This window comes from Janthinobacterium sp. P210005, from assembly GCF_036231865.1.
In the GTDB taxonomy this organism is placed as follows: domain Bacteria; phylum Pseudomonadota; class Gammaproteobacteria; order Burkholderiales; family Burkholderiaceae_D; genus Janthinobacterium; species Janthinobacterium kumbetense.
Window position 1 is genome coordinate 225,341 of the sequence record NZ_JAZARC010000007.1, and the last position, 25,443, is coordinate 250,783.

The 25,443-nt window shown below is 64.5% G+C and carries 23 protein-coding genes; 18 read left to right on the forward strand and 5 right to left on the reverse strand.

Annotation, left to right across the window (positions count from 1 at the left end; translation table 11 throughout):
- The first annotated feature begins 75 nt into the window (after positions 1–75).
- A complete protein-coding gene (locus VPH40_RS25100; RefSeq protein ID WP_328574815.1) occupies positions 76–951 on the forward strand; it encodes a hypothetical protein in 876 nt (291 codons plus the stop codon).
- Between the two features lie 3 nt (positions 952–954).
- Here VPH40_RS25100 and VPH40_RS25105 read toward each other — a convergent pair whose 3' ends face one another.
- The 4 genes from VPH40_RS25105 to VPH40_RS25120 all read right to left on the reverse strand — a co-directional run bounded on the left by VPH40_RS25105 (position 955) and on the right by VPH40_RS25120 (position 4,832).
- Positions 955–1,353: a bacteriohemerythrin gene (locus VPH40_RS25105; RefSeq protein WP_099664476.1), complete on the reverse strand. Its 399-nt coding sequence runs from the start codon at positions 1,351–1,353 to the stop codon at positions 955–957.
- Between the two features lie 302 nt (positions 1,354–1,655).
- On the reverse strand, positions 1,656–1,811 hold the full coding sequence (locus tag VPH40_RS25110) for a hypothetical protein (RefSeq protein ID WP_180278567.1): 156 nt from the start codon (positions 1,809–1,811) through the stop codon (positions 1,656–1,658).
- 151 nt (positions 1,812–1,962) lie between these two features.
- Entirely contained in the window at positions 1,963–2,148 is a 186-nt protein-coding gene (locus tag VPH40_RS25115; RefSeq protein ID WP_099402374.1) for a hypothetical protein, read from the reverse strand.
- 137 nt (positions 2,149–2,285) lie between these two features.
- Entirely contained in the window at positions 2,286–4,832 is a 2,547-nt protein-coding gene (locus VPH40_RS25120) for a sulfite reductase flavoprotein subunit alpha (protein ID WP_328574816.1), read from the reverse strand.
- A 262-nt stretch (positions 4,833–5,094) separates the two neighbouring features.
- On the opposite strand from VPH40_RS25120, the gene VPH40_RS25125 reads away from it, so the two are divergent.
- The 8 genes from VPH40_RS25125 to VPH40_RS25160 all read left to right on the forward strand — a co-directional run bounded on the left by VPH40_RS25125 (position 5,095) and on the right by VPH40_RS25160 (position 15,672).
- The gene (locus VPH40_RS25125) at positions 5,095–5,607 is read left to right on the forward strand and encodes a sigma-70 family RNA polymerase sigma factor (protein ID WP_369812298.1); all 513 of its coding nucleotides are present in this window, start codon (positions 5,095–5,097) and stop codon (positions 5,605–5,607) included.
- The gene (locus VPH40_RS25130) at positions 5,597–6,610 is read left to right on the forward strand and encodes a FecR domain-containing protein (RefSeq protein ID WP_328574817.1); all 1,014 of its coding nucleotides are present in this window, start codon (positions 5,597–5,599) and stop codon (positions 6,608–6,610) included. The genes VPH40_RS25125 and VPH40_RS25130 overlap by 11 nt, the downstream gene beginning before the upstream one ends.
- Positions 6,611–6,701: 91 nt before the next feature.
- The gene (locus VPH40_RS25135; protein WP_328574818.1) at positions 6,702–9,107 is read left to right on the forward strand and encodes a TonB-dependent siderophore receptor; all 2,406 of its coding nucleotides are present in this window, start codon (positions 6,702–6,704) and stop codon (positions 9,105–9,107) included.
- Between the two features lie 93 nt (positions 9,108–9,200).
- Entirely contained in the window at positions 9,201–11,549 is a 2,349-nt protein-coding gene (locus VPH40_RS25140) for a TonB-dependent receptor (RefSeq protein WP_328574819.1), read from the forward strand.
- Between the two features lie 133 nt (positions 11,550–11,682).
- Positions 11,683–12,180 (forward strand): Fur family transcriptional regulator, encoded by a 498-nt coding sequence (locus tag VPH40_RS25145; protein ID WP_180278566.1) that lies wholly within the window; start codon positions 11,683–11,685, stop codon positions 12,178–12,180.
- A 117-nt stretch (positions 12,181–12,297) separates the two neighbouring features.
- Positions 12,298–13,398 (forward strand): branched-chain amino acid aminotransferase, encoded by a 1,101-nt coding sequence (locus tag VPH40_RS25150; RefSeq protein ID WP_289905467.1) that lies wholly within the window; start codon positions 12,298–12,300, stop codon positions 13,396–13,398.
- 68 nt (positions 13,399–13,466) lie between these two features.
- Entirely contained in the window at positions 13,467–14,183 is a 717-nt protein-coding gene (locus VPH40_RS25155) for a ribonuclease T2 family protein (RefSeq protein WP_328574820.1), read from the forward strand.
- Positions 14,184–14,256: 73 nt separating this feature from the next.
- On the forward strand, positions 14,257–15,672 hold the full coding sequence (locus VPH40_RS25160; protein ID WP_328574821.1) for an MFS transporter: 1,416 nt from the start codon (positions 14,257–14,259) through the stop codon (positions 15,670–15,672).
- Between the two features lie 2 nt (positions 15,673–15,674).
- On the opposite strand, the gene VPH40_RS25165 is transcribed toward VPH40_RS25160, so the two are convergent.
- Positions 15,675–17,309 (reverse strand): acyl-CoA synthetase, encoded by a 1,635-nt coding sequence (locus tag VPH40_RS25165; RefSeq protein WP_328574822.1) that lies wholly within the window; start codon positions 17,307–17,309, stop codon positions 15,675–15,677.
- Positions 17,310–17,422: 113 nt separating this feature from the next.
- Here VPH40_RS25165 and VPH40_RS25170 point away from each other — a divergent pair, with 113 nt between their 5' ends.
- From VPH40_RS25170 to VPH40_RS25210, 9 genes are all read left to right on the forward strand, one after another.
- Complete coding sequence (locus tag VPH40_RS25170; protein WP_251351247.1) at positions 17,423–18,124, forward strand: Crp/Fnr family transcriptional regulator; 702 nt, start codon at positions 17,423–17,425, stop codon at positions 18,122–18,124.
- A gap of 62 nt (positions 18,125–18,186) precedes the next feature.
- On the forward strand, positions 18,187–18,780 hold the full coding sequence (locus VPH40_RS25175) for a hypothetical protein (protein ID WP_257218654.1): 594 nt from the start codon (positions 18,187–18,189) through the stop codon (positions 18,778–18,780).
- Between the two features lie 24 nt (positions 18,781–18,804).
- The gene (locus VPH40_RS25180) at positions 18,805–19,203 is read left to right on the forward strand and encodes a DUF2946 domain-containing protein (RefSeq protein ID WP_257218653.1); all 399 of its coding nucleotides are present in this window, start codon (positions 18,805–18,807) and stop codon (positions 19,201–19,203) included.
- A gap of 62 nt (positions 19,204–19,265) precedes the next feature.
- Positions 19,266–19,862 carry an SCO family protein gene (locus VPH40_RS25185; RefSeq protein WP_251351250.1) on the forward strand — a complete coding sequence of 199 codons (597 nt, stop codon included), beginning with the start codon at positions 19,266–19,268 and terminating at the stop codon, positions 19,860–19,862.
- 20 nt (positions 19,863–19,882) lie between these two features.
- Entirely contained in the window at positions 19,883–20,353 is a 471-nt protein-coding gene (locus VPH40_RS25190; protein WP_289898925.1) for a copper chaperone PCu(A)C, read from the forward strand.
- Between the two features lie 122 nt (positions 20,354–20,475).
- Complete coding sequence (locus tag VPH40_RS25195; protein WP_328574823.1) at positions 20,476–21,150, forward strand: CerR family C-terminal domain-containing protein; 675 nt, start codon at positions 20,476–20,478, stop codon at positions 21,148–21,150.
- Positions 21,147–22,355, forward strand: coding sequence for a multidrug effflux MFS transporter (locus VPH40_RS25200; protein ID WP_328574824.1), 1,209 nt, complete (start codon positions 21,147–21,149; stop codon positions 22,353–22,355). The genes VPH40_RS25195 and VPH40_RS25200 overlap by 4 nt, the downstream gene beginning before the upstream one ends.
- 99 nt (positions 22,356–22,454) lie before the next feature.
- A complete protein-coding gene (locus tag VPH40_RS25205; protein ID WP_289915713.1) occupies positions 22,455–23,801 on the forward strand; it encodes a DUF3422 family protein in 1,347 nt (448 codons plus the stop codon).
- A 104-nt stretch (positions 23,802–23,905) separates the two neighbouring features.
- On the forward strand, positions 23,906–25,405 hold the full coding sequence (locus VPH40_RS25210; protein ID WP_328574825.1) for a hypothetical protein: 1,500 nt from the start codon (positions 23,906–23,908) through the stop codon (positions 25,403–25,405).
- The last annotated feature ends 38 nt before the right edge of the window (positions 25,406–25,443 follow it).

The window sequence follows — 25,443 nt, forward strand, 5'->3', positions numbered from 1 at the left end:
CAGGGGCGGCGCATGGGCTGGCCTTCTGCGATAATGCAGGCGCTGATAAAATATTTTCCTCATTGAAAGAAATGCATGCGTACATGGATCGCTTGTGCCGGATGGTTGTGTGTCGTGTCGCTGGGCCAGGCCCAGGAGCACGCGCCGCCGGCTATCCCCGCGCCGCTGCAGAGCGCCAGCGTGCCGCCCGCCGCCGTGCCACCGCCGCTTGTGCCGCCACCGCTCGTGCCGGCACTCCCTGCGCCAGCCACGCCCGTGGCGCCAGCGGCGCCGGCGGGCGCGGAGGAAACCTTGCCATCGCAAACGGTGACGGTCACCGCCAGCAGCGACGCCAAGGCGCCGCGCGTGCGTTTCACGGCTTACCGCGACAGTTATCTGACGGCCCGGAAAGTGTGGCAAGTGTCGAGCGGCAGCGTGGTCATGGCCCTGCGCCTGATTCCGGCCAAGCTGAGCGCCACCATCGACGACGTGCGCGTGGCCTTGCAAGGCAATGGCGCTCCCATGCCGATCAAGGTGTCCGATGGCGGCGTGTTCGTCGTGCCGCTCAACGAAGATATCGCCGCGCAGGACGGTACTTTCCTGGTGAATAAGAGCAGGGGCGAGTTGACGGCGAATATCGTGCTTCAGCCGTCCGTGGCGCGCGATGCCTGGAACGTCAAGCGCGTGGGGCAGGTCTTGCAGGACGCCCGGCGCGCCGTGCGGGCCATCACGCCGTGGTACAAGCGGCCGTTCGCCAGCGACGTGCAATCGCTGGCGTTTTGCGCTGCCGAGCGGGGCAGCGCGCTGCAACTGGTCGAAGGCGAGCAGCTGATCGCCACCCTGCCCATGAACGAGGCCGCCGTCAACGACATCAACCAGCCCGTGTTTTGCAAGATTTTCGATGGCGAAGACAAATACCCGGGCCACTACCGCGTCGTCTTGCCCGAGCAAGCCACGGTGCTGCTGCTGTAGAAGCTAGCTAGGCTGGCGCTGCACCAGCTCCAGCGCCGCCGCCAGGGCCAGGTCCATCGTGGCCTGGTGAAAGATCAGCCATTGCGGCAACAGCGACAGTGCATGGCGCCCCTGTTCCAGGTCGCCTTCATCGACGGCGGCCCAGGCATGGTGCAGGCCGCTGAGCACGCGCGCATGCTGTTCGCGGTGGTTGGCCAGCGAGGGAAAGGCGATTTGCTCCATCAAATCCTCTTCCTCGCGGAAATCGCGTTCGACGGCCGCGATCAGCTCGCGAAACGCCATGCTGAAATGCTGGTCGCCCAACTGCTGCAGCCGCGCCAGTTCCTGAAACAGCGCTTCATGCGCCTCGTCGATGACGGGAACGCCCAGCGCCATCTCATCCTTCCAATCCGATTTACCCATGCTGATGCTCCAGGTTAAGTCCGTCACGGTGCGAAGCGGACTGTTCCAGTTTGGGCGCAGCAAAGGTGGAAATCCATGATCTGGATCAAAAGTACGGCGAAGAGGGGGAGCAAATCAAGGTAAAAATAAATGGGAGGAGAGAACAAATCCCCATCCGCAAAACAAAGCGGTTTTAACGATGCAATCCACTACCGAGCGCCGCTGAAAAACGCCGCTGGCAAGGCGTCTTTGACGCAGACAGTACGCGAGTACGGCAAGTCAAAGCAACGCAGTCAGCGGTGTTTTCTCAGCCGCGCGTATTGCTATTGCTTGGGCCAGTGGGCCCACATGCCTTGCGCATCGACATTCGGCACCTGCAACTGCTGCCCGGCGGACGTCTGCATCGCGTCGCGCAGCACGAGGGGTACGAGCAGCAAGGCCGACAGGGCAAGGCAAGCCAGCACTTTGAGCGTCAACATGGTCGTCTCCCGGTGTCCCGGCGGCGGCGCGGGGATGCGGTGCCTGCCGGTCACTTCCTTATGTACTACCATGCTTGCAGTTTAGTTCATCTGATTGAAACTTCAATTTATTGCTGTGATGCACCGCACCAGTTCGCCCGTTGCCAGGGGCTTATTTCGCCTTGCGGCTGCGCCGCGGCTTGCCTGTCGGGGGCAGGAAGGAATCGAACCACACTTGCGTCAATTGCCGCGTATTTTTCGCCGCTTCGCGCTTGACGGCGGCCGTCGCATGGCCGCGCGCCGTGTTGGCGATGCGGTTGGCGGCGCTCAGGTACATGCTCATCCAGGGGTTTTTCATGGGAAGCCTCGCAGACAGTGGGTGGGGCGGCGCGGGTTTGTCGCCCTGCCGCCATGCCCCCACTGTAGTCCGATGGCTGGCGCCGACCGTGCGCCGGCCCACATAGCCGGGCGGCGCCGGCGATGGCTTGAGCCAGGTCAATACACGTCGCGGCGGTAGCGTCCGGCCGCCAGCAGGGCGTCGAGACCCTCCTGGCCCAGCAATTCTTGCAGTACAGCATCGATTCCTGCCGCCATGCCTTGCAGGCTGCCGCACACGTAGACGATGGCCCCCTGCGCCAGCCAGTCGCGCAGCGTTCCGGCGTTGGCGCGCAGGCGGTCTTGCACGTATTCACGCTTGCCGGCATCGGCGCCATCGCGCGAAAAGACGCGGTCCAGGCGCGCCAGGTGGCCAGCGTCCAGCCAGCCTTGCAACTCTGTGCCGCAGACGCTGTCAAAAGCTTGCTGGCGCTCGCCGAACAGCAGCCAGTTGCGGGCCAGTCCCGCCCGCTGGCGCGCGCGCAAGTGCGAGCGCAGGCCGGCCAGGCCGGAACCGTTGCCGATATAAATGCAGGGCACGTCGACCAGGGCAGGGGCGAAGGCCGGATTGGCTTGCAGGCGCAGGCGGACGGTGGCGTTCAGCGGGGCGAAGCGCGTCAGCCAGCCGGAGCCGAGGCCATGGCCCTGATTTTCCTCGCCCGCATGGCGTTCCTGGCGCACCAGCAACTGCAGTTCGCCATCGGACGGCAGCGAGGCGATCGAGTAGCTGCGCGGCGCGTGATGGGCATTGCCGGCATCGCCATCGCTGCCGTCCGCATTGCAGGGAATGATTTCCGCCAGTGCGCCCGCTTCCCAGCTGGCGCCGGCCGGGCCCGTCAAGGTGATTTCATGCAGTTCGCCGCCCTGGCTGCCCGGGTTGAGCAGCACGCGGCGCGCCAGGCGCCACTCGGCATACGACGCTTCTTCCTGCACGCCGATGGCGTCGATGGCGCTGCCGCTGCAGCGGGCCAGCGCTGTGGACCAGTCGGCGAGGGCGGCGGAGTCGTGCTTGTCCACTTCGATCAGGGGGAACAGGGGTGTGGCGCCCAGCGCCTGCAATTGTTGTGCTAGCGCATGGCCGAAGCCGCAGAAGGCGCTGTAATGGCGGTCGCCCAGGGCCAGCATGCCGAATTCCAGGCCCGCCAGCGGCGTGCCGGAGGTTTGCTGCAGCAGGCGCGCGAAGCGGCGCGTGGCATCCGGCGCCTCGCCTTCGCCAAAGGTGCTGGCGACGATCAGGGCCCGTTCGTACTGGCGCAATTGCGCGGGATCGAACTGGTCCAGCGATTGCACGTCGACGGCCACGCCCACCTGTTGCAGGGCGCGCGCGCTTTCCAGGGCCAGGCGCTCGGCCTGGCCCGACTGGCTGGCGTAGGCCACCAGGGTGGGCAAGCCCGTGTTCGCCTGGCCCGGCGCGCCGGCGCCCAGCATGGCGCGCTGCGCCTGCACGGCGCGTTTCGCCTTGCGGCGGCCCAGGTACAGCATCCAGCCCGTGATGGCGAACAAGGGCAGGCCCAGGCTGGCCAGGGTGACGATGATGCGGCCCGGCAAACCAAAATACGTGCCCATGTGCAACGGATAAATGATGTTGACGAGGCGTGCGCCCAGCGCTTGCTGGCTGTACGGTTCGTTTTCCGTTACCACGCCGTCGGCCGCTGCAATGCTCATGCGGCTGCGCGCCCGCTCGTGCGGCGCGTCGCTGGCCAGCCACGTGAATTGCACGGCTTCGCCGGCGCGTGTCGGCAGGCGCACGCTGGCCAGGGTCCAGCCGGCCGCGTGTTGCTGGAAGCTGCTCCAGGCCGGACCGAGGTCGACGGCCGGCGCTTCTTTCTTTTCCCTGGACTGGCCTTGCTTGCCCGGCGTTTGCGCCACGCGGGGCGGCTTGCCGGCCCAGGCGTCGATATTGTCGCGCACCACGTCATAGCTCCAGTAAATGCCCGTCAGGGTCAGCGCCACGTAGACCACCAGGCACCAGGTGCCGGCCACGGCGTGCAGGTTCCACAGGAAGGAGCGGCCTTTTAATGCTGGGTCGAAGGTCAGCCAGGTGCGCCAGTCCAGCGGACGGCGGGGCCAGCGCAGATACAGGCCGGACAGGGCCAGTCCCAGCAGGCACAGAGCCAGCGCGCCCGCCACTTGCCGGCCCGGATCGCGCGGCAGCAGCAGCCAGCGGTGCAGCGATTCCGTCCACTCGAAAAAGCCCGCGCCCGCCAGCGCCGGCTGGGTGGCGCCCGTGTAAGGGTGGACATAAATGGACTCGCCGCGCCGCTGGCCATTCTTCGGCGCGAAGAAGACGCGTGGCGCCGCGCCCGCCTCGGCGTACATGGTGATGGAAGCGACGCGCTGGCCGTGTTCGGCAGCGGCAATGTTGCTCAACTGGCCAGGCGTCAGCGGCGCGCGCGTTTCCACGGCGACATGGCGCACGCCGGGATTCATGACATCGAGCAATTCATCCTTGAATGCCAGGGTGGCGCCGCTCAGGCCGATGATCACCAGCACCGTGCCGGCCGTGATGCCGATAAACCAGTGCAATTGAAACCACACCTGTTTCCAGCTCCAGTGCCAGCGCCGTTGTGGCGGGTTGGCGGCAGGCTGGCGTTGCTGTTGGCGGGTCTCCGGCGCCTCGTCGGCGCTGGCGCGCAACTGGGGTTGTGGAAGGGAGGAGGTCGTCATGGCGGCTTTCGATGGCGCCGCCATGCGGGGGTGTCAGGCATGGCGGGGAAGAAGGAAGGCTGACATTTTAACGCAAACGAGAATCATTCGCAAATGATGGCGCGGTGGCACTGTTGCGCAAAATGCCCGCGCCAGGCTGGGATGATGCTTTTGATAATTTACATCGTCGTGAAATTGTGTGAAAATGAAAATCATTCTCATTCGTGATGCAGTGCTGACCCACTTGACCGGCAAGTATGGCAGCCCCTTTGTTTGTTTGCCCGTGTCCACCATTTCTCCCTCCCTCGATACCTTTAGCGACCTGTACGCCAGCCACCATGGCTGGCTGTATAACTGGCTGTGGCGCAAGCTCGGTTGCCGCGACGGTGCGGCCGACCTGGCGCAGGACACCTTCGTGCGCATGCTGGCGACGCAATCGGCGGACAGCCTGCGCGAGCCGCGCGCCTACCTGAGCACGGTGGCCAATGGCTTGCTGGTCAACCACTGGCGCCGCCTGACCCTGGAACGCACGTTCCTGGCGGCCCTGGCTAGCCATCCCGAAATGACGGCGCCGTCGCCGGAAGAGCGGGCCCTCGTGGTCGAAGCCCTGTGCCGCATCGATGCCATGCTCGATACCCTGTCGCCGCGCGCGCGCCAGGCTTTCCTGCTGGCGCAGCTCGACGGCCTGACGTATGCGCAGATCGCCGGCCAGCTGGACGTATCCGAACGCATGGTGAAAAAATACATGGCGCAAGCCATGCTGCAATGCATGCTGTGCATGGATGATGCCGCCTAAGCCAGGCGCCGCCATGCCGCCGGCCGACTACGCCATCCTGCAGGAAGCGGCCGAATGGTTCGCCGTGCTGCGCGGGGACGATGCCGGCCCTGCCGACCAGCAAGCCTGGGAGCGCTGGCATGCCAGTTCGCCCGCCCACCGCGCCGCCTGGCGCAGGGTGGAAGCCGTCAGCGCCGAATTTCGCCAGGTGCCGGCGGAACCGGCGCGCCAGGCGCTCGACGCCGCAGGCCCGCGCCAGAGCGACGCCGCGCGCCGCAGCCTGGTCAAGGGCTTGCTGGCGCTGTGCCTGACGGCCGGCACGGGTGGCGCCGCGCTGCTGCGGCGCGATACGCGCAGCTGGGTTGCCAGCCTGCATGCGGGCGAAAAAACGCCGGTCGGCACCATCCGCCAGCTGGCGCTGGCCGACGGTTCGCAACTGTGGCTGAACACGGCAACGTCCCTCGACATCGATTACAGCGACCATCTGCGCCGCATCGCCCTGCATGGCGGCGAAATCTATCTTTCCTCCGCGCGCGACAGCCGCCAGCCGGCGCGCCCGCTCGTGGTCGACACCGTGCACGGCCGCCTGCGCGCGCTGGGCACGCGTTTCAGCGTGCAGCCGCAGGGCGATGCCACCTTGCTGGCCGTCTACGAGGGCAGCGTCGAGGTGGCGCCCCGCGATGGCGGCGTGCCGCGCATCGTGCCGGCCGGCCGGCAAGTGCGCTTCGGCGACGGTCTCATCGGCGAGCCATACGCCGCCGACCCGAACGGGGCCGCCTGGATCGAGTACCGCCTGCAGCCGGAACAGATGCGGCTCGATGATTTCCTCGCGCAACTGTCGCGCTACCGGCGCGGCCACCTGGGCTGCGCGCCCGAAGTGGCCCACCTGCGCCTGGTGGGCAGCTACCCGCTGGCCGATACGGACCGCATCCTGGCGGCGCTGGAAGCGACCTTGCCCGTGAGAATACATCGCCTGCATGACTGGTGGGTGACGGTGGAAGCCCAGCTGCCGCAGTCAAAATAGTAAATGAGAATATTTCTCAAAAAGTGGTTCCCTTTTTGAAAAGTTGTTTGGCAAGGTAGAAGTAAGCTGCTCAACATCAATAAGGAATGCCGTGCCGCCGTACCCTGTCTCCCTGCCGTTTGCCCGCCGTCTGCTGCCGCTGTCCCTGGCCGCGGCGTTGCTGGCCGTGCCTGTCATGCATGCGATGGCAGCGGCGGCGGAAGAGACCGTGCACAGCTTCCGCATCGCCGCCGCGCCCCTGGGCCAGGCCCTGCGCCAGTTCGCGGGCCAGGCGGGAATCTTGCTGTCGGCCGAAGGCGGCTTGACGCAGGGCAAACGCAGCGCCGGCTTGAACGCCACCGTGGCCACGGGCCAGGGCTTGCAGCAATTGCTGGCAGGCACGGGCCTCGTGGCCGTGCAGTTGCCGGACGGAAGTTACATCGTGCGCCTGGCGCCCACGCCCCTGAGCGCCGACCTGGACGGGGAGGGCGCCGGCTTGCAAGTGCTGGCGCCCGTCACCGTGCAGGGCAGCGGCGACGATGGCTACCGCCGTACCAGTTCTTCCGCCGCCAGCCGCAACGACACGGCCCTGCATGACACGCCGCAGGCCGTCAGCGTGGTGAGCCGTGAATTGATACGCGACCAGGACATGCGCACCCTGGCCGACGCCATGCGCTACATGCCGGGCGTGGGCACGGCCGCAGGCGAGGGCAACCGCGATACGGCCGTGCTGCGCGGCAACAGCTCGACCTCGGATTTCTATCTGGACGGCATGCGCGACGACGTGCAGTACTACCGCGATTTCTACAATATCGAAGCGGTCGAGGCCATCAAGGGGCCGAACGCCCTCGTCTTCGGCCATGGCGGTGGCGGTGGCGTGATCAACCGGGCCACCAAGCAGCCGCAGTGGGTCGATGACGGCGAAGCAACGCTGAGCCTGGGCGCCTGGCGCAACGGGCGCGCCGCCATCGATCTGCAACAGGTCGTGAAAGGCGACGTGGCCGTGCGCGTCAACGCCATGGCGGAAAACAGCGGCTCGTTTCGCCAGGGCGTGAAGGTGCGCCGCAGCGCCGTCAACCCCGTCGTGGCCTGGCGTTTGTCGCCGCGCACCACCGTGCAAGCCAGCTATGAACATTTTCGCGACGACCGCGTGACGGACCGGGGCGTGCCGTCGTACCGGGGCCGGCCGTTCGACACGGACCCGTCCACGTTTTTCGGCATCGCCGGCAGCAGCCCGTCGTGGGCTTACATCGACGCGCTGGGCGTGACCATCGAGCATGCGTTCGCCGGCGGTGCGGTCTTGCGCAACCGCACGCGCCTGGCCGATTACGACAAGCTGTACCAGAATGCCTTTCCCGGCCCCGTCAGCGCGGATGGGGCCAGCGTGACGGTGCTGGCGTACAACAGCGCCACCTTGCGGCGCAACCTGTTCAACCAGACGGACGTGGAGTGGACGGTCAGCAGCGGCGCCGTGCGGCACCGCCTGACGGCGGGCGGGGAACTGGGTCGCCAGACGACGGACAATCTGCGCAACACCGGCTATTTCACGACCCTGGGCGAGGGCGTCACGCACATCAGCCTGCCCACTTCGCACCCCGTGACGGACTTGCCCGTGACCTTCCGTCCCAGCGCCACGGATGCCGACAACCACGGCGTGGCCGACACGGCCGCCCTGTACCTGCAGGACCAGGTCCGCTTCAGCCCGCAATGGCAGGCGATTGCCGGCCTGCGCTACGAGCGCTTCGCCGTCGATTTCGTCAACCGCCGCAATGGCGCGCGCATCGCCCGCACGGATGCGCCGTGGTCGCCGCGCGCGGCCCTGATCTATCAGCCCGTGCCGGCGCTGTCGCTGTATGCCAGCGTCAGCCAATCGTTCTTGCCGCGCGCGGGCGAACAGCTGGCGTCATTGACGCCCAGCAACGCCGTGTTTGAACCTGAACGTTTTCGCAATGTGGAAGCGGGCGTGAAATGGGAAGCCACCGCGGACCTGTCGGCCAGCGCGGCCTTGTACCGTTTGACGCGCAGCAAGGTCGCCGTCACCGACCCGAATGACGCCACGCGGGCCATGCTGGTCGATGGCCAGCGCAGCGAGGGGCTGGAACTGGAAGTCAAGGGCAAGGTCCGACCCGGGTGGAGCATCGCGGGCGGCTATGCCTGGCAGCGGGCCGTGCTGACGGCCACGCAATCGGCCACGGCATTCGAGGGGGCCACGGTGGCCCATGTGCCCCGGCACAGCCTGTCGCTGTGGAACCGCTACGATTTTTCGCCGGCCTGGGGCGCGGCGCTGGGCATCATTGCCCGCAGCGCCGTGTATGCGTCCGTGTCGAATACGGTGGCGCTGCCGGGATTTGCCCGCGTCGACGGCGCCGTCTACTTCAAGCTGCAAGGAAATTTTCAGCTGCAGCTGAATGTGGAAAACCTGTTCAACAGAAAATATTTTGCCTCCGCCCACAGCAACGACAACATCGCGCCTGGCTCGCCCCGGGCGTTGCGTATGACGGCGCTGTGGCGGTTCTAGTTTTGTCGTACCCAAGCAATCAACGAGCCAGCCAGGCGCCACGGCGCAGTAGCCAGCCATAATTTAATCCATCCGATAGAGTGAAAGATAGCGATGACATTGAAAGACCAAGCGGGCGCCGCCAAGCCGGCAGCCCTCATCCGCAGCCGCAAGCACCACACCACTTCCGCGCCACGCATGCATGGCACGGCCCTGGCCGCGTTTGCCACCCTGGCCATGCCGCTGGCGCTGCACGCGCAAACGGTGGACAAGCCGCAGCAGTTGCAGGAAGTCAAGGTCGTGGGCACGGCTGACCGCCTGATCCAGGCGCCCGTCAAATCGGCCAACGACAAGCTGACGGCACCGCTGCTGGACACGCCGAAATCCGTCACCGTGATTCCTGCCGAAATCATTTCGCAAACGGGCGCCGTCTCGCTGACGGATGCGCTGCGCACCGTGCCGGGCATCACCATCGGCGCCGGCGAAGGCGGCAACCCTGTGGGCGACAACCTGTTCATCCGCGGCTACAACGCGCAAACGGATACGTATATCGACGGCATCCGCGACACGGGTTCGCAATCGCGTGAAATCTTTGCGCTGGAACAAATCGAAGTCGTCAAGGGCCCGAACTCGGCCTACGGTGGACGTTCGTCCGCGGGCGGCGGCGTCAACCTGATCAGCAAGACGCCGAAAGTCGACAATTTCACCAACGCCACCGTGGGCCTGGGCAGCGCCAAGTACCGCCGCGCCACGGCCGACGTGAACCGCGTCATCAGCGACGACGTGGCCGTGCGCCTGAACGTGATGGCGCATGACGCCCACGTGGCCGGCCGCGACTACATCAATGGCGACCGCTGGGGCATCGCGCCATCGATCACCTTCGGCCTGAAATCGGCCACGCAGGCGACCCTCAGCTACTACCACATGCAGTCGAGCGAATTGCCGGACACCGGCTTGCCGTTCAACAACCCGTTCTCGTCGGGCGCGAATGTATCGAAAAACGGCAACGGCACCCCCGTCAACGTGCCGCGCGAGACCTTCTATGGCCTGGTCAACCGCGATTTCCGCGACACGCAAAGCGATATCGGCACCATCGACGTGCGCCACGACTTCGGCAACAAGTTGATTTTGCGCAACGTGACCCGTTACGGCAAGACCAGCAATGACTACGTGTGGACCCAGCCCGACGATTCCAAGGGCAACACCATGCTGTACGGCACCGTCTGGCGCCGCGCCAACACGCGCACGACCGATACGGACGCGCTGGCCAATGCGACCAGTCTGGGCGGCGAATTCCTGGCCGGCGGCGTGAAGCACACCTACACGGTGGGCCTGGAAATCGGCCGCGAAGAAACGGATCGCAGCTCCTATATGTTCAGCCCGGGGACGAACAACCCGCTGGAAAAAGTCGGTTCCAACTGCCCGACCTATGGCGCGGCCACCCTGTACAACTGCGCACCGTTGCTCAACCCGAACGCCAACGACCCATGGGTCTACACGCGCACGGTGTCGCCGGCACGCACGAACATCGTCACCAACACGCGTTCCGTGTACGGCTTCGACACCATCGAGTTCACGCCGCAATGGCTGCTCAACGTGGGCATCCGCTGGGATGACTACAAGAGTTCGCTGAACACGCCGCAATACACGCTCGACGGCAAGACCACCGCCGCCACCAGCGCCAAGGTGCACGCCACCTTCGCCAGCTACCAGGCCGGTCTGGTGTACAAGCCATCGACCAACAGCAGCGTGTATGTTTCCTACGGCACCTCGTCCACGCCACCGGGCAATGACGGCGGCGACGGCATCGACGGCTTGACGGTCGCCATCCAGAACCTGAAGCCGCAGGAGAGCAAGAGCTTCGAGCTGGGCACGAAATGGGAAGTGCTGCCGGGTGGCCGCCTGTCCGTGAGCGGCGCCTATTTCCAAAGCGACATGAGCAATGCGCGCGTGACGGCACCGGACGGCACCACGCAAAACGTGGGCGACAAGCAAGTCAAGGGTATCGAGCTGGGCGTGAGCGGCAATATCACCAAGGAATGGTCGGTCTTCGGCGGCTATACGCACCTGAACGCCATCGTGGAAAACAATGGCTACGTCAATACGGGCACGACGGCGGTACCCGTGTATGCACCGTCGCCATACAACGGCAACCAGTTCCCCACGACGCCGAAAAACAGCGCCTCGCTGTGGACCTCCTACCTGGTCACGCCCGCCATCACGGTGGGCGGCGGCGTGAACTACGTCGACAAGGTCTACGCGAACGTGGCCAACAACAAGTTTGCCCCGGCCTACACGCGCTTCGACGCCATGGCCAGCTATGTGGTCAACCGCAACGTGACCCTGCAGCTGAATATCCAGAACCTGACGAACAAGCTGTACTTCGACAAGGTTTCCTCGCCGCATTACGCTGGCGTGGCACCGGGCCGCTCGGCAACCCTGACGGCCAACATGAAGTTCTGATGTTTGCCGGTTTGAGGTAGCGCAAGGCGCCGTTCCAGTAGTCGGGAACGGCGCTTTTTTTCATTTCCCGGTTCCCTTTTGCGCTTCTCGCTTGGCAATGTCAGTAGAGCAGAACGCACAAGCGGAGAATCCCATGCAAGACATTCAATACCAGGGCGATGGCCGCGTGTTCGAGCGCTTGCGCGCCGTGCGCCTGCGCCCGACCAGCGCGCGCATCTGCATCTTGCAAGTGCTGGCCGGCACGCAGCGGCAAGCGATGAATGCGGAAAGCATTTATCAGCAACTGCTGCACATCGGCATTGCCGTCAGCCTGGGCACGATTTACCGCGTGCTCAAGGAAATGGAACTGGCCGGCTTGCTGCTGCGCGAGCGCGAGGCTAGCGCCAGCGGCAACAAGGCGCGCTACCTGATCAAGCCCGACCAGGTGGAAACGGACAGTTGCTACCTCGTGTGCCGCGTCTGCGAACGCAGCGTGCTGGTGCAGGATGCGCCGCTGGTGGAGCAGCTGCGCCAGGCGGCGCTGGCGCATGGCATGGACATCGGCGCCAACGTGATTTCCGTGCAGATGCGCTGCAGCCAGTGCGCCGGGGAAGCGCAAGCGGGGCGGGGCAAGCCCTTGCGGGCCGCCTGACGGCGCCGCCTTTTGATGCGGCGCAACATTGCTGCAAGGCCATCCGCCGCCTCGCCGCGCGCATTAGGCGCTACAATAGGGAATCTCTTTATTCTCCCTGACTCGTCTTCTGCTGCCATGACCACTTCCACACCGAATCTCGTCGTCACCCCATCCGCCCACCCCCTGTCCGACGCCGAACGCGCCGCGCGCATGGTCAATCCCGCCTTCGGCCGCATCTTTACCGACCACATGGTGGTGATTCCTTATCGCGACGGCAAATGGCAGCAGGGCGAACTGAAGGCTTACGGCCCGCTGATGCTGGACCCGTCCGCGTCGTCGCTGCACTACGGCCAGGCCATCTTCGAAGGCTATAAGGCGTTCGCGCAGCCCGATGGCAGCATCAAGACTTTCCGTCCGGAACAAAACGCGGAACGCTTCAACCGCAGCGCCGCGCGCCTGGCCATGCCGGCCATCCCTGTCGAGCTGTTCCTGGAAGCGGGCGACGCGCTGATCGCGCAAGACCGCAACTGGGTGCCGAAGAACACGGGCGAGAGCCTGTACATGCGTCCGCTGATGATCGCCACCGACCCTTACCTGGGCGTGCGTCCATCGGAAGAATACCTGTTCGTACTGTTCGCCTCGCCGGCCGGCGCCTATTTCCCGAAAGGCGTGAAACCCGTCACCGTGTGGATCAGCGAAGACTTCGTGCGCGCCGCGCCGGGCGGCACGGGTGAAGCCAAGTGCGCGGGCAACTACGCGGCCAGCCTGATGGCCCAGTCGCAAGCGCAAGAGAAGGGCTGCGACCAGGTCGTCTGGCTGGACGCCGTGCACCGCGAGTTCATCGAAGAAATGGGCGGCATGAACTTGTTCTTTGTCTACCAGGATGGCGAGAAAGTCACCGTCGTGACGCCGGAATTGACGGGCACCTTGCTGCCAGGCATCACCCGCCGCAGCCTGCTGGAAATGGCGAAAGACCTCGGCTATGCGACGGAAGAGCGTAAATTGTCCGTCCAGCAATGGCGCGACGATATCGCCTCGGGCCGCATGACCGAAGTGTTCGCCTGCGGCACGGCCGCCGTCATCACCCCGGTGGGCGTGGCCAAGGCCAATGGCTTTGAAATGACCATCAACAACAATGAAAACGGCGCCGTTACGTTGGCCCTGCGCGAAGCGCTGCTGGGCTTGCAGCATGGCACGGCACCGGACACGCATGGCTGGATGCACAAGGTTTGCTGATCAACTTGTTTGATTGATACCGCGCCGGCACTCAGTTGCCGGCGTTTTTATATCTTGAAGGAAACTCGATGAAAATCCGCTCTGTCTTGCCCGCGCTGGCCGCCGTGTTCATCAGCCTGTCTGCCGGCGCCGTCCACGCGGCCGACGCCAGCTGCGCCATTCCCCGCAACGTCAGCTACTACGATTACGACGTCAAGCCGTCGGACGAGAAAAACACGTGCTACAAGCAAAGCACCAACGTGCCCACCGATTACTTCATGCTGGCGCTGTCGTGGTCGCCAGGCTTTTGCGACAGCCAGCGCCGCCGTGGCGCCGTGTCGAAGAAGGCCGCCTTCCAGTGCGCCGATAGCAACCACTTCGGCTGGATCGTGCATGGCCTGTGGGCGCAGTCGAACAACCCGGCCAGCTGCGACGACATTTCCGTGACGCCGCCGCGCAAGACGGAGTTGCATCCGCGTTACTGCAAGGGCAATTTGCCGAAGCTGGCGCCGTCCGAGATCCTGCCCTACATGTGCATGCAGCCGGGCGAAGCCTTGCTGCAGGGCGAATGGGAAAAGCATGGCGCCTGCGATTTCGATACGGCTAAGCAGTATTTCGAGAAGGAACGCGAACTGTTCCAGGCCTTGAAGTTGCCGGACTCCAGCATGCCCAAGAATGAGTTGTTCCAGTGGATGAAGCAGCATAATCCGCAATTGAAGGGCCGCTGGCTCGGCTATGAAAAGCATTCGGGCGAGTTGCGCATCTGCTATTCGAAAGATTTCAAGGTCATCGATTGCCAGAAGTAAGCTGGCCTGTCCTGCAGATTTCTTACATACATGTTAGTGTATTGGCCGGATCAGCAAGATGAACAGGTAGTGTATGCAGCAGTCTATGCGGCAGCAAACGCAAGCCGTGATGGTGGGCGAGGACGGCTTGCCGCCCGGCGCCCGTGTATGGGCCATGCTGGCGCTGGCCATCGGCGTGGGCATGGCTTCGCTCGATACGGCGATCGCCAACACGGCCTTGCCGGCCATCGCCGGCGAGCTGCACACGACGCCGGCCGCTTCCGTCTGGATCATCAACGTGTATCAGCTGGCCATGGTGGCGACCCTGCTGCCGTTTTCCGCGCTGGGCGAAATCGCCGGCTACCGGCGCGTGTTTATCTCCGGCATGTTCCTGTTTACGTTGGCCTCGCTCGCGTGCGCGCTGGCCTGGTCCTTGCCGTCGCTGGTGGTGGCGCGCCTGTTCCAGGGTGTCGGCGCCAGCGCCATGATGAGCGTCAATACGGCGCTGCTGCGCGCCCTGTACCCTAAACACTTGCTGGGCCGCGCGTTCGGCAACAACGCGCTGGTGGTGGCCGTCGCGTTCGCCATCGGGCCCACGGCCGCCTCCTTGATCCTGGCGACGGCGTCGTGGCCATGGTTGTTCGCCATCAATGTACCCCTGGGCGTGGCCGGCTTCTTCCTCGCCAGCCGCATGCTGCCGGCCACCAAGTTGTCCGGGCATACCCTCGATGCGCGCACGGCGCTGTACAACGTGGGCGCCTTCGGCCTGCTGATTTTATTGTTTGGCGACGCGGCCCACCACGCGGCGCTGTCGACCTTGCTGCCGGAACTGGTGGCCGTGGTGGTGTTCTTTGTCTTGCTGCTGCGGCGCCAGGCGGGGCACGCGGCGCCGATGCTGCCGATCGACCTGTTCCGCCGTCCCCTGTTCTTGCTGTCGTCGCTGACGGCCATCTGCACGTTTGCCGCGCAGGGGCTGGCCTTCGTCTCGCTGCCGTTTTATTTTGAAGTCACCTTGGGCCGTTCGCCCGTCGAGACGGGCTTTTTGATGACGCCGTGGGCCGTGCTGGTGGCCGTCATGGCGCCCGTCGCCGGGCGCCTCAGCGACCGCTATTCGCCGGGCGTGCTGGGCGGCATCGGCCTGGCGGCGCTGGCCGGCGGCTTGCTGACCCTGGTGTGGATACCTGCCCACCCCAGCGTGTTCGACATCGGCTGGCGCATGGCCCTGTGCGGCATCGGTTTCGGTTTCTTCCAGGCGCCCAATCTGAAAGCCATCATGGGCAGCGCGCCGCCCGAGCGGGCCGGCGGCGCCAGCGGCGTGGTGGCCACGTCGCGCCTGATCGGGCAAGCGACGGGCGCGGCGCTGGTCGCGTATTGCTTCACGGTTTCCGCCAGCCGGGGCACGACGTATGCGTTGTGCCTGGCGGCAGGCTTCGCCGCCGTGGCCAGCATCGCCAGTTTCTCGCGCCTGGTGGTGGCGCAGCCGGCGTGGCTGACAGGCAAGGGCGGCTAAGCCTAGACGTCGATGGCCTTGTCCGACTGCATGCGCTTGCGCAATTCGAACTTCTGGATCTTGCCCGTCGACGTGCGGGGCAGGGGACCGAAATAAATGGCTTTCGGCACCTTGAAACCGGCCAGGTTGTTCTTGCAGAAAGCGATCAATTCCGCTTCCGTCACCGTGCCGCCTTCGCGCAGCTCGACAAACGCGCACGGCGTCTCGCCCCATTTTTCGTCCGGCTGGGCGATGACGGCGGCGGCCAGCACTTGCGGGTGGTGGTACAGCGCGTCTTCCACTTCCACGCTGGAAATGTTTTCTCCGCCGGAAATGATGATGTCCTTGCTGCGGTCCTTCAGCTTGATGTAGCCGTCCGGATACATGACACCCAGATCGCCCGTGTGGAACCAGCCGCCCGCAAACGCTTCCTGCGTCGCCTTTTCATTCTTTAAATAACCCTTCATGCAGATGTTGCCGCGGAACATGATCTCGCCGATCTGTTCGCCGTCGGTCGCCACGTGCTGCATGGTTTCCGGGTCGATCACGGCCACGGCGCTTTGCAAGTGGTAGCGCACGCCCTGGCGCGATTTGAGTACGGCGCGTTCTTCCTGCGACAGGGCCGCCCACTCGTCCTGCTCGGCGCAGATGGCGGCCGGACCGTACACTTCCGTCAAGCCATACGAGTGGATCAAGTCGAAACCCATGGCTTCGATCTTCGCCACCATGGCCGCCGGCGGCGGCGCGCCGGCCACCATGCCGCGCACGGTCCAATCGATGCCATCGCGCCAGTTGGCGGGCGCGTTGGCCAGCGCCGCGTGCACGATGGGCGCGGCGCAATAGTGGGTAATGCGCAATTCGCGCATCAGGTCGAACACGAGCTTCGGCTCGAACTTGCGCAGGCATACGTTGACGCCGGCGCGGGCGGCCACCGTCCACGGGAAGCACCAGCCGTTGCAGTGGAACATCGGTAATGTCCATAAATACACGGCATGCTTGGGCATGTCCCACTCTAATATGTTCGACAGGGCGTTCAGGGCCGCGCCCCGGTGGTGGTAGACGACGCCTTTCGGGTCGCCCGTGGTGCCGGACGTGTAGTTCAGGGCGATGGCGTCCCACTCGTCGGCGGGCGGCTGCCAGTCGTAGTCGGGGTCGCCGCTGGCCAGCAAGCTTTCGTAGTCGAGGTCGGAAAAGGCGTCCACTTCCGGTCCCAGCACGTCGTTGACCTGGATCACGCGCAAGCCGGGAATCTGCGCCGCCATCTGGCGCGCCAGCTCGGCGAATTCCGTGTCGGCCAGCAAGACTTTCGCCTGGCCATGGCGCAGCATGAAGGTCAGCGAGGCCAGGTCGAGGCGGATGTTCAGGGCGTTGAGGACGGCGCCGGCCATCGGGACGCCGAAGCTCGCTTCCACCATGGCGGGCGTGTTCGGCAACATCACGGCGACCGTGTCGCCCGTGCCCACGCCCAGTTTGATGAGACCGGATGCCAGGCGGCGCGTGCGCGCATACGTTTCACGCCACGTCTGGCGCACGGCGCCATGTGCAATTGCCAGGCGATTGCCATATACTGCCGCTGCCCTGGCGATATAGTCGAGCGGGGTGAGGGCGGCGTAGTTGGCGCTGTTTTTGCCGAGGCCGGTATTGAAATCAGGTGTCATGCTTGTCTCCTGGTAAATAAAATTCTATAGCTCCCTGTTTCGGGATTGATACCGGTTAGCATAGCACCGGTGCTGGAAAATCACTGTCATCTTAGTGACAACTGAAGGGTGGAATGGATAGCAACGATAGTGTAGGCCTTGCCGTGCCAGAACTCGACAGCCATGACTGGTTCACGGCCCTCGACGCGCGGCATCAGACCCTGTTGCGCGCCGACAGCGTGCTGCGGCATTACGAGGCGGGCGCCTTCATCACGCGGCGCGGCGAACCGTCGGCGCACTGGATCGGCGTGCACACGGGCTTGATCAAGCTGGCCGTCTACAACGCCGATGGGCGCGGCGCCACGTTTTCCGGCGTGCCGGCCGGCGGCTGGTGCGGCGAGGGCAGCGTGCTCAAGCGCGAACTGCGCCGCTACGACGTGGTGGCCGTGCGCGCATCGAGCATCCTCCTCGTGCCGGTGGACCTGTTTCACCTGCTGCTGGCCGAGAGCCTGTCCTTCAATGCCTTCGTCATCCGCCAACTGAACGAGCGCATGGGCCAATTCATCGCCACCATCCAGAACCAGCGCCTGCTGGCCGTCGACGCGCAAGTGGCGCAAGCCATCGCGCAACTGTTCCACCCCATGTTATATCCGCGCACGTCCAGCGTGCTTGAGCTGTCGCAGGAAGAAATCGGCTTGTTGACGGGCATTTCCCGCCAGCGCGTGAACCAGGCGCTGGGCCATCTGGCCGAACTGAACCTGATCAGCATCGCCTACCAATCCATCCGCGTCGTCGACCTCGACGGCTTGCGCCGCTACGGCGTGGCGTCGCTGTGATGACAGACCCGGCGCGCGATGTGTGGCATGCTGGCGGCTCGTTCACCACCTTGACCTGACGCATGGCCCTCGTTTCCGACCATCCCTTGCACTTGCTGGGCTTGCGCTTTCCGCTCCGGCTGCGCGTTACCGTGCGCCAGGGTTTTGTGACTTTGCACAATGAAATCGCCACCAAGAAACTGGCCAGCGGCGACAGTTTCGTCGTGCCCGCCTTCTTGCGCTTCGCCTGCGACGTGATGCCGGGGCGGGGCAAGCCGGCCGTGTTCACCCTGGCGCTGGAAGGCGACGAGGCGGAGGGCGGCCACGGCGGCGGCAAGCGCTGGAGCCAGGCGCTGGCGCAGCACATCTTTGATACGCCGCAAGGCAAGTGGACGGCGGCCCGCCTGGCGGCCCTGTGGCAAGTGACGCCGCACAAGGCCAGGGCGCGCCTGTTTGCCGAGGGCGAGGCACTGCTCAGTCTGGTGCGCGAACAGCGCCTGGCGCACGCGCTGCACACGGCGGCGCAAGCGGATGCCGACGACGAAGACGGCGAACGCGACCTGGCGCAAGTGGCGGCCGGTTCCGGCTTTGCCTCGATCCCCGCGTTTTGCGACGCCTGCGTGGACGTGGCGGGCGTGCGTCCCAGCCTGTTCCTGCGCGGCCAGGCGCCCGGATAGCCAGACTCCGTTATAATCGGGGCCATGGGATCATTATTGAAGCGCAAACAGTGGCATATGTGGTTCGCCTGCCTGGCGATACTGCTCAATGCGCTGTCGCCATCCCTGTCGTATGCGTTTGCCTCGCTGCACGCCAACGCGAACAATGCCGCCGTCGAGATCTGCTCGGCCAGCGGCGCCGTCTACACGCAAGCGGACCTGGCGCCGGCCGCCAAGTCCACCACCGATTCCGTGCTGCACCACATCGAACATTGCCCGTTCTGCATGAGCCATGCGGGCAGCGTGGGCTTGCCGCCGCCGTCGTCATCGACGCTGCCCGTCATCACGGGCCACGACCTGTATCCGCCCCTGTTTTACCAGGCGCCGCGGGCCCCGTTCGCGTGGCTGGCCGCCAGCCCGCGCGGCCCCCCTGCGGCTGCCTGAACGCAGCCGTCACGCTTTCCACGTCTTAACTGTATCCACTACGCCCATCGGGCCAGAATGCCATGAAACGTCGTCTTTTCCTTCTCGCCGGCACGGCGGGATTGCTCACGCTTGCCGCTTGCGAACAAGCGCCCAAACCCCATTACAACGGCCTCGACTTGACGGGAGGCGATTACAAGCCCGACTTCAAATTGAGCGGCCCCGACGGCAAGGTCTACACCCTGGCCGACTTCAAGGGCAAGTATGTAATGGTTTTCTTTGGCTTTACGCAATGTCCGGACGTTTGCCCGACGGCCCTGTCGCGCGCGCTGGAAATCCGCCAGAAGCTGGGCGCCGATGCCGACAAGCTGCAAGTGATCTTCATCAGCATCGACCCCGAGCGCGATACGCCCGAGTTGCTGGGCGAATACATGCGCGCCTTCGACCCCAGCTTCCTCGGCTTGCGCACGGACCCGCAGGCGACGGCGCAGACGGCCTTCAATTACAAGGTCTTCTACCGCCGCGTGCCCAGCGGCAGCTCGTACACGATGGACCACACGGCCATCAGCTATGTGCTCGATAACGAGGGGCGCATGCGCCTGGGCTTGAAGCACCAGTTGACGGGCGACGAGTGCGTGCAGGACATCAAGACCTTGATGAAATCGAAATACACCTTGTAACTATCACGAAAGGAATAATCATGACCCATGTCAAAACCCTGCTGGCCGCGGCCCTGACCGTGCTGTCCTTCTCCGCCGTTGCCCAGACTGCCGTGCAAATCACCGACCCGTGGGTGCGCGCCACCGTGCCGCAGCAAAAAGCCACGGGCGCCTTCATGCAGATCACGGCGCCGAAAGCCATGCGCCTGCTGGAAGTGCGCTCGCCCGTGGCGGGCGTGGCGGAAATCCACGAAATGAGCATGACGGACAATATGATGCGCATGCGCCAGGTCAAGGAAATCGCCTTGCCAGCCGGCAAAGCCGTCGAATTGAAGCCGGGCGGCTACCACGTCATGCTGCTGGAACTCAAAGGACAGGTGAAGGCGGGCGACAAGATTCCGCTGACCCTCGTCGTCGAAGGCGAGGACAAGCGCCGCGAAACCATCGAAGTCAATGCCGTGGCACGTCCGCTGGGCGCCGCCTCGGCCCCGATGCCGGCCATGAAGCATTAAGCTGCCGATACACCCTTGAAAAGCCCGGCTCGCCGGGCTTTTTTACGTCCGCCTGAAAGTTAAACGGCTGTTTGATATAATGCCATCCAATATTAAACAGCTGTTTAAACGATGGGAATGGCATGACGGAAGAAAAGAGAAGCGAGCAGGAAACGGAACCGGCCCGCGCGCGCATCCTGCAAGCGGCGGTCCAGCTGTTTGCCGAGGAAGGCTACCGGCTCGCGTCCGTGCGCCGGATTTGCGAAGCGGCCCACGTGAACGTGGCGATGGTCAATTATTACTTTCATGGCAAGGAAGAGCTGTACCTGGCCGCCTTCGACCATGCGCGCGCGCTGGCGCGTGCCTCGGCCGCTGCCGCGCCGGACGCCGGCACTGCGGCGGCCGTGGCGCCCGTGGAACAGTTGCGCCTGGCGATACAATCGATGGTATTCGACATGCTGCGTCCGGGACCGGCTTCGCTGTTCAGCCGCCTGGTGGCGCGCGAACTGATCGAGCCGACGGCCGCCATCCACATGCTGGCAGACCGCGATGTGCGCGCGCACCATGCGCTGTTTACGGGCTTGATCCGTGGCGTGGTGGGGCAGGCCATGCCGGCGGACGTGGTGCAGAAATGCGTGTTCAGCGTGATCGGCCAGGCCGTGTTCTACGCCCGTTCGCGCATCGTGCATGAACTGGTGGCGCCGGAAATCACCTATGACGAGGCAGGCACCGCCAGCATCGCGCAGCATGTCGCCGCGTTTTCGCTGGCCGCCCTCGATGGCTTGCGCCGTCAGCATGCCGCGCAGGCGCTCGCATGAAGGCGCGCAACCTGACCCTGTTGCTGGCGGGGCTGGCCATGCTGGGCCCGTTCGCCACGGATACCTTCCTGCCGTCGTTTCCCGCGATCGGCACGCATTTCGACGTCAGCAGCGTGCTGGTGCAGCAGACCCTGAGCGTCTACTTGGCCGCGTATGCCTTCATGACCTTGTTCTATGGCACTTTGTCCGACTCCTTCGGCCGCCGTCCCGTGATCCTCGCTTCGCTGCTGATCTTTGCCGTCGGCTCCATCGGCGCCGCCTTCGCGCCCAGTTTTGGCTGGCTGCTGTTCTTCCGCGGCATGCAGGGCGCCTCGGCGGGGGCGGGCAGGGTGATCGGACAAGCCATCGTGCGCGACAGTTTGTCGGGCGCGGCCGCGCAAAAGATGTTGGCCAATATCATGATGGTGTTTGGCATCGCGCCCGCCATCGCCCCCATCATCGGCGGCTGGCTGCACGTGGCGTATGGCTGGCAATCGACGTTCGTCTTCACGTTTTCCGTCACCGTGCTGCTGGCGCTTGCCTGCCTGAAAGGCTTGCCGGAAAGTTTAGCCGTCGAGCAACGCCAACTCTTCCACCCAGGCAACATCGCGCGCAATTACTGGCTGGCCTTGCGCCACCGGGCATTCTTGCTGCGTTCGCTGGCCGTGGCCTTCGCCTTTGGCGGCTTTGCCCTGTACATCGCGTCCGCGCCGCATTTCATCCTGGAACTGCTGCGCTTGCCGGAAACGGCGTTCGGCTGGATGTTCATCCCCATGGTGGCGGGCCTGGTGGGCGGCTCGGCGCTGTCGGGCAAGCTCGCCCATGCGGTGAAAAGCACCGTGCTGGTGCGCTGGGGCTTGCTGGCCATGGCGGCCACGGGCGCGCTCAATATTGCATATAACCACTGGTTCGCGGCCAGCATCCCGTTCGCCGTCGTGCCCGTGATGCTGTACGCGTTCGGCATGTCGCTGGCCTTGCCGGGCATGACCATGTCGACGCTCGACATCTTCCCGCAGATGCGGGGCCTGGCCGCCTCGTTGCAAAACTTCGTGCAAATGCTGGTGTTTGCGCTGGTGTCCGGTTTTGTCGCACCGCTGCTGTTCGACAGCGCATTGAAATTGGCGCTGGGACAGGCTTCGGCCGTGGCACTGGCCGCGTTTTTCTGGTGGCTGGGCACGCGCCAGGACGCGGCGCAGGGCGCGCTGGGAGTTGTTAAAACAGCATGAGAGGCCTTGGAAAAGGATGGCATGCTTTCTGCTTTGTTACACTGTGACAATCAGACCCGCGCGGGTCTAAGCAGTTTTGCAACTTTACCTTTGGCTATCATGCACTTGATTAACTCCAGTTTGAACCACGCCTTGCGCGTGCCGCTGGCTGCGGAAATCCACTCGCGGCCATTCTTGCAGCTCGACGCCCCCGAGCTGATCACCCATCTGGCCGTATATAAAGATGACAGCGCGGCGCCCGGTGCGTCGAATATGGCGGCCCAGCACGCCACCCTGGCGGCCCTGTGCACGCATTTCGGCGTCACGCCGCCAAGCACCGAAGCCAAGTATTTTTATTACGACTTCGGCCGCTTCCGCCTGAAATGGGAATGCCACACGGAATTTGCCACCTTCACCTTCGCCGAGCATCCCGGTAGCGCCTTGCCCCTGGAGCAGGCGTTCGAGCGCATGCCGCTGGCGCAATTGCCGCAGCAATGGCTGGCGGGCTTGAAGGGCAAGCTGATGGTGGCGGCGCACGTGGTGCTGGAGCAAGCGACCGAGCCGGCCGAGATCTTCATGCAGGGTTTGTCGCGCGTGTTCGAAGGCAATACCTTGGCCGGCAGCAAGGTATTGCAGGGCGGCGAATTGTGGACGGATTTCACCATCCAGTCCGATGGCTTCAGCCGCTTCGTCATCCGCGATGCGGGCATGCGTTCGCAGCAGTCGGGCCGATTGGTGCAGCGCGTGCTGGAAATCGAAACCTACCGCATGATGGCCTTGTTGGGCTTGCCTTACGCCATGCAGGCGGCGCCTTCCTTGAATGCCATCGAGAATGAACTGGCGACCCTGGCGGCCGCCATGGTGGACACGGACGACGCCCCTGGCCTGGTCAAGGCCGACGAGGGCGTGGCCGAACAAACCTTGCTCGACCGCATCACGCGCCTGGCCGCCCGCATTGAAAAGCTGTCGCTCGACAATAGCTACCGTTTTTCCGCCTCGAAAGCCTACATGGGCCTCGTCAAGGCGCGCATCGACGAGTTGCGCGAAGTGCGCATCGAAGGCATCCCCACGGTCGAGGAATTCATGGACCGCCGTTTGACACCCGCCATGAATACGTGCGCAGCGATGGCCAGCCGCCAGGAAGCGATGGCGCAGCGCATCGCCAACACGAATGACTTGCTGCGCACGCGCGTGGGCATCGTGCAGGAATTGCAGAACCGGCAAATCCTGCAATCGATGAACGCCCGCGCGGCGCAGCAGCTGCGCCTGCAACAGGCGGTGGAAGGCTTGTCCGTGGCCGCCATTTCGTATTACGTGATCGGCCTGTTCAGCTACACGGGCAAGGCGGCCAAGGTGCTGGGCTTGCCCGTGAATCCGGAAATCCTCGTCGGCGCCCTGGTGCCGTTCGTGGCGGCCGCCGTGTGGCTGGGACTGCGCCGCATGCACCACAAGCTGCACGCGGACTGAACAGGACGACATCGCGCTGTCATTTTTGCTATCTTTCAACATTCGACCGTCAGGTGTTTTGAAAAGGAAGTTGCGTGCTAGCGAATGTTGGAGATGTTTACAGTGTGTTTTCGCCCGAGCTGCAGCAGTATGTGGCTTGCCAGGTCACCCGCATCAAGGATGCATCCTCGTCCAGGCCGGTAGCTGCCGTGCTGGAGCTGGACTGGACCGGCGACGCCTTGCCCGATGCGGCGGCCGTGCAAGCCATGCGGCCGCTGCTGTGCGATTATTTCTTTTGGAACAATCGCCACGATCACTGCTATGCCACGGCGAACGTGCCGCCTGGCTATACGCTCGTTGGCAATGTCGCGCCGCTGGTGGATGTGGAAGTGAACAGCTACCGCAGCGCCTGGTACGTGGGCGACAGCGTGCTGCGCCAGCGCAACTGGGAGCGCATCGATCCGGCGCGGCGCCAGCAGTTCAAGGCCGCGTCGGACAAGCGTGAAGTGACCTTGGGCGGCCAGGTCTTCCGGCAAGACGCGACGAAAATCAATGACAGCGTCTTGCAGGCGCTGGGCGACGTGTCCGAGCTGGAGCAACTGCCTTGCCTGATGTCGATCGAGACGGGCAATGGCACGCAAGCCTTGATGGAGTTTATCCAGGGCAATCCCTTCATCAATGAGCTGGACTGGCAATCATCGACGGTGCATGCGCTCGATTTCAGCGGCAGCGGCCTGGAACGCCTGATCCTGCAGCCCGATGGCGTCGCCAGCCTCGTCTTGAACGAAGGCTTGAACCTTCTCGCGCTGGGCAGCGCGCCATCGCCGGCGCTGCGCATCGAAGATGGCGCCGATGGCCGCCACCTGACACTGCAGTGCAAGCACGCTCTGCCGCCGTTCCACGGCCTCGGCCAGCTGGGCGGCCTGTCGCTGATCGGCATGAGGGAAGTTGATCTGGCGCAAGTGGCGCGGCGTTTTCCCCATCTGACCTCCTTGCGCATCTGGGGTAAACCGGGGATGGCGTCGCAGATGGCCAGCCTTGCGCAGCTGGCCCGGCTGCGGACGTTCACCGCCTATGACCTGTTCGGCTTCACGGCGGAGGAGTTCCCATCGGCCGCGCAATTGCCGCAGCTGTCGGCCTTGTGGCTGACCAGCTTGCCAGCCGATGTCGCCAAGGCCATCAAGGCCGGCTACAAGAAAGCGGCGGCGCAGGGGCTGGACTTGTCGGTCACCAAGGCGCGCAAGCCGGAATGGCTGGCTGAAAACCTGCTCAACCCGTTCCGCGACTGGGATGGCCGCGAGCAAATTCCCCCTGCGTATGCGAAAAAGGCGGCGCTGGCCTACAAGAACATGCTGGCCGTGACGCGCAGCCTCGATGCGGCCATGGAGGCGACGGCCGCTGCCGCCGCGCTGGAAGCGATGGTCGCCGCCTATGTGGAGGCATTCAACAAGATCGAGCGGCGCGCCAGCATCATCGAGACGGTCGAGCGCGAGGAAATCTACACGGTGCTGGCGGAATTGCTGGCCCAGCTGCGGCAGCAATTGCAGCAAGCGGGCGGGCAGGGGGCTGGGCTCGTCGACGAGGCGGCCTTGCTGGACTTGTTCGACCGCTTGCGCGAATTCTAGGCTTGCCGGCAATCTAGAAAAAAAGTTCTAGACAAGGC

Excerpts from the sequence above, each read along its gene's own strand:
- VPH40_RS25100 (WP_328574815.1), top strand. The coding sequence starts at position 76 with ATGCGTACATGGATCGCTTGTGCCGGATGGTTGTGTGTCGTGTCGCTG.
- VPH40_RS25105 (WP_099664476.1), bottom strand. The coding sequence starts at position 1,353 with ATGGGTAAATCGGATTGGAAGGATGAGATGGCGCTGGGCGTTCCCGTC.
- VPH40_RS25110 (WP_180278567.1), bottom strand. The coding sequence starts at position 1,811 with ATGTTGACGCTCAAAGTGCTGGCTTGCCTTGCCCTGTCGGCCTTGCTG.
- VPH40_RS25115 (WP_099402374.1), bottom strand. The coding sequence starts at position 2,148 with ATGAAAAACCCCTGGATGAGCATGTACCTGAGCGCCGCCAACCGCATC.
- VPH40_RS25120 (WP_328574816.1), bottom strand. The coding sequence starts at position 4,832 with ATGACGACCTCCTCCCTTCCACAACCCCAGTTGCGCGCCAGCGCCGAC.
- VPH40_RS25130 (WP_328574817.1), top strand. The coding sequence starts at position 5,597 with ATGCCGCCTAAGCCAGGCGCCGCCATGCCGCCGGCCGACTACGCCATC.
- VPH40_RS25140 (WP_328574819.1), top strand. The coding sequence starts at position 9,201 with ATGACATTGAAAGACCAAGCGGGCGCCGCCAAGCCGGCAGCCCTCATC.
- VPH40_RS25145 (WP_180278566.1), top strand. The coding sequence starts at position 11,683 with ATGCAAGACATTCAATACCAGGGCGATGGCCGCGTGTTCGAGCGCTTG.
- VPH40_RS25150 (WP_289905467.1), top strand. The coding sequence starts at position 12,298 with ATGACCACTTCCACACCGAATCTCGTCGTCACCCCATCCGCCCACCCC.
- VPH40_RS25155 (WP_328574820.1), top strand. The coding sequence starts at position 13,467 with ATGAAAATCCGCTCTGTCTTGCCCGCGCTGGCCGCCGTGTTCATCAGC.
- VPH40_RS25160 (WP_328574821.1), top strand. The coding sequence starts at position 14,257 with ATGCAGCAGTCTATGCGGCAGCAAACGCAAGCCGTGATGGTGGGCGAG.
- VPH40_RS25165 (WP_328574822.1), bottom strand. The coding sequence starts at position 17,309 with ATGACACCTGATTTCAATACCGGCCTCGGCAAAAACAGCGCCAACTAC.
- VPH40_RS25170 (WP_251351247.1), top strand. The coding sequence starts at position 17,423 with ATGGATAGCAACGATAGTGTAGGCCTTGCCGTGCCAGAACTCGACAGC.
- VPH40_RS25175 (WP_257218654.1), top strand. The coding sequence starts at position 18,187 with ATGGCCCTCGTTTCCGACCATCCCTTGCACTTGCTGGGCTTGCGCTTT.
- VPH40_RS25180 (WP_257218653.1), top strand. The coding sequence starts at position 18,805 with ATGGGATCATTATTGAAGCGCAAACAGTGGCATATGTGGTTCGCCTGC.
- VPH40_RS25185 (WP_251351250.1), top strand. The coding sequence starts at position 19,266 with ATGAAACGTCGTCTTTTCCTTCTCGCCGGCACGGCGGGATTGCTCACG.
- VPH40_RS25190 (WP_289898925.1), top strand. The coding sequence starts at position 19,883 with ATGACCCATGTCAAAACCCTGCTGGCCGCGGCCCTGACCGTGCTGTCC.
- VPH40_RS25195 (WP_328574823.1), top strand. The coding sequence starts at position 20,476 with ATGACGGAAGAAAAGAGAAGCGAGCAGGAAACGGAACCGGCCCGCGCG.
- VPH40_RS25200 (WP_328574824.1), top strand. The coding sequence starts at position 21,147 with ATGAAGGCGCGCAACCTGACCCTGTTGCTGGCGGGGCTGGCCATGCTG.
- VPH40_RS25205 (WP_289915713.1), top strand. The coding sequence starts at position 22,455 with ATGCACTTGATTAACTCCAGTTTGAACCACGCCTTGCGCGTGCCGCTG.